Raw genomic sequence first — 3,054 nt, 5'->3', positions numbered from 1 at the left:
TATGGTGTCTCCCCCCACCGCCCAGACCACGCACTGGCCCCTGTCCTCCAGCGTCCAGCAGCCCTCGAGCTCCTGCGGCATGATAACTCGTGGCGAACTTAATCCACTCCCAGGCAGCTTCGGGGTTCTTGCTGAACTTCGAAATGGTCCAGCCCCAACCACCCTGGGTTGCGGCACTCCGGAAGCCCTTTTTATGGACCATAGGAGTAATGCCGACCTTTCCCCGAATGGGCGAGTCTTCCTTCTGGGCCAGAGTCCAGACATATGGCCAGTTGCGGTGGAAAACAGCCTGCCCGTTGTGGAAGACGTGGCGGGATTCCTCCTCCTGATAGGTGGTGACTCCCGGAGGCGAAATCTTGTAGGTGTGGATGACGTCGTACATGAACTGCAGGGCCTCCACGGCAGCGGTTCCCTCATCAAGGACAACCTTTCCTTCGGCATCAAGGAGTTCTCCCCCTGCGCCCCAGAGGAGCTCAAGGTAGTCGCAGATGAGCCCTTCGTACTGGTTCCCCTGCCAGACAAATCCCCAGAGATCCGGAGGATTCTGGAGTTTCTGCGCCTGCTCTACGAGTTCATCCCAGGTAATGGGGGGCTCAAAGCCTGCCTGTTCCAGGAGGTCCTTTCGGTAGTAGAGCATGCCTGCATCAGACTGGCTGGGGATGCGGTAGAGTTTCCCCTGGTACATGCCTCCGGCGATATCACCAGGCAAAAACTGGGCAATTTCATCAGGTCGCAGTCGATCTCCAAGAGGGATAATCCATCCTGCAGCGGCAAATTTCGGAATCCAGATGAGGTCGGCGTAGGCCATATCGTAGGTTGATTCTCCGGCCATAAATGATGTTGTGTACATATCCTCGCGGACATTGGTTGCCGAGGGACCTTCCTGCATTTCAACGTCGATGTCGGGATGGAGTGCTTCGAAGCGTTCCATGAGCACCTTCCATCCGCCACCAAAGTCGGTCTCAAAGAGCCACCGGATGGTGACTTTTTCCTGGGCAAAGGCTCCGCTTCCAAGAAGGAGCACGACACACAGCACCACACTCAAAAGCCCGAGTTTCTTCACGTTCTCATCCTCCTCCTTAAAGGTGTTTTTGGTATACATGGTTTACCGCTTTTTGGCAGAAGAGACCTCTTGACACCACCTCCTCATCGAAGCTTGAAGCTCAGGTACGGGTCAAAAACGGTGAGGTACTCATCGAGGAGCTTCCGTGCCACATCAAGGTCGTCAATCATCGGGTCAAGGGCAAGGGCTTCAAGGGCAAGCGCTTTGTCTTCCTCAAGAATTGCCCGAACCATGAGCTCCGTAATGAGAATCTGTCGCCGGCAGAGCTCCGCAATGGGCTCAGGGAGTTTCCCACAACTCAAACCCCAGGGTCCCTCGCTTCCCAGGATTGCCGGGACCTCGACGATAGCCCCTTCGGGGAGGTTGGTGATGTACCCGGCGTTGGGGATGTTCACCGCCTCTTCGTAGCTTGTGCGGTTTTTCAGAATGCCGGCGATGATGAACTCTCCCCGCTCGGTCTCGAGGTCCTCAAGACGGGAGAGGGGAATGTCTCCAGCAAGCATTCGGTCTATCTCCGCCCACATTTTTGCCCTTCCTTCCTCTGCCCAGGCAAAATCGTACATCTGGATGTCGTACCGCTCCCAGGTTTTCCGGTGGATGTTGTGGGTGTAGGGGAGGTACTCGCAGAGGTGGCAATCTCCGGGGACAGGAAGGATGCCGAAAACTTCAAAGAATTCCATGGTCAAGGGCTCGAAGGAAGGATGGGTTTTCCGAATACGGGGTACCCGCTCCCGAATCTCGGGGTACATGTCTTTACCCGTTTCTCTTTCGGTTACAGAAAGCATGAAGGTGAAATGGTTGAGTCCAAAGGCCCGGATGACGAAGCGCTCCTTGGCTTTTTTGCTCATGAGGCGGAAGAGAGCAATGGACTGGTCGTTCCAGCGGAAGTTGTAGTCTTTCGGAATCTTCAAGCCGAGTTCCTCGGCGAATAGTCCCGCTAAGATGAAGTACCCGAACTGAATCTGGTGGCAAATGCCGATGGTCTTTACTTTTGTGTACCGGGAGGCAGCAGTGCAGATTTTCGGCACCGGGTTCGTGAAATTCAAAAGCCAGGCATCGGGGCAGAGCTCTTCCATATCGCGCAAAATGGGCATGATGATGGAGAGATTTCGGGCAGTATGAGCAAACGACCCTGGTCCTCCGTTTTCGGCGTAGTGATTGATTCCGTACTTGAGGGCGATTTCCCGGTCGAGCTTCCAGCATTTCTCCCGGTCAACAGCCACCGAAAGAACCACGAAATCCGCCCCTTCCAGGGCTTCCCTTCGGTTTGTGGAGCTTTGGATGGAAACCTCTGCCTTCAGGGTTTCGTTGAGCCTTTCGGCAAGAGAATGGATTTTCCGAAGGCCCTCGGCGTTGATGTCATGGAGGAAGAGCTCAACTCCTCGGAGGTCTGGGTGCCTTAAGATTCCCACAAGCGTTGAGAGTCCAAAAACAGCACTTCCGGCACCAATGACGGTGATCTTTGGTTTTTTATTCATAGGATTTCCTCCTTTCTCCTTGGGGCGGTGGACCCTTTCTGGGAAAGAGAGACTTCGTCAATAACGCAGGGCTCTACGTCGTTTCCCCGGATCAGGCGAATCATGAGCTCCACAAGCCTCTTCCCGATGATTTTCTTTGGCAGGTCAACTGAGGTAAGGGGAGGGTTCGTGTACTCAGTGATGTAGGTGTTATCGAATCCCACAATGGATAAATCTTCAGGAACTCGAAGGCCGAGGTTCTGTGCGGCCTTGAGGATTCCAAAGGCCGCCGGGTCATTGTGGGTGACGACTGCGGTCACTCGAAGAGCGTTTCTCCGCAAGAATTCAAGGCCGAATTCGTAGGCTTCGTGGAAAGTAAGGTTGAGCTCAACTGTGTGGTGCGATTCCTTCGGAATCCCTGCCTCCTCAAGGGCCTTTATGTATCCCCGGAATCGGTCCCGAAAGAGAGAAATTTTTGCCGGACCACCAATGCAGAGGATCTCGGTATGCCCAAGAGAAAGGAGGTGCTTCGTC

General features: G+C 54.5%; 3 protein-coding genes. All 3 read right to left on the bottom strand.

Features of this window, described 5'->3' with window-relative positions:
• On the bottom strand, window positions 1–1,063 hold a 1,063-nt coding region (locus H5U36_09830), incomplete at its 3' end, for an ABC transporter substrate-binding protein (GenBank protein ID MBC7218405.1).
• A gap of 83 nt (window positions 1,064–1,146) precedes the next feature.
• Window positions 1,147–2,541, bottom strand: coding sequence for a hypothetical protein (locus tag H5U36_09825; protein MBC7218404.1), 1,395 nt, complete (start codon window positions 2,539–2,541; stop codon window positions 1,147–1,149).
• Window positions 2,538–3,054: substrate-binding domain-containing protein (locus tag H5U36_09820; protein MBC7218403.1), on the bottom strand; the 517-nt coding region annotated here is incomplete at its 5' end. The genes H5U36_09825 and H5U36_09820, both read right to left, overlap by 4 nt.

It is taken from the genome of Candidatus Caldatribacterium sp. (genome assembly GCA_014359405.1).
Taxonomy (GTDB): domain Bacteria; phylum Atribacterota; class Atribacteria; order Atribacterales; family Caldatribacteriaceae; genus Caldatribacterium; species Caldatribacterium oleiphilum.
This window is presented reverse-complemented; position numbering and strand designations above follow the sequence as displayed.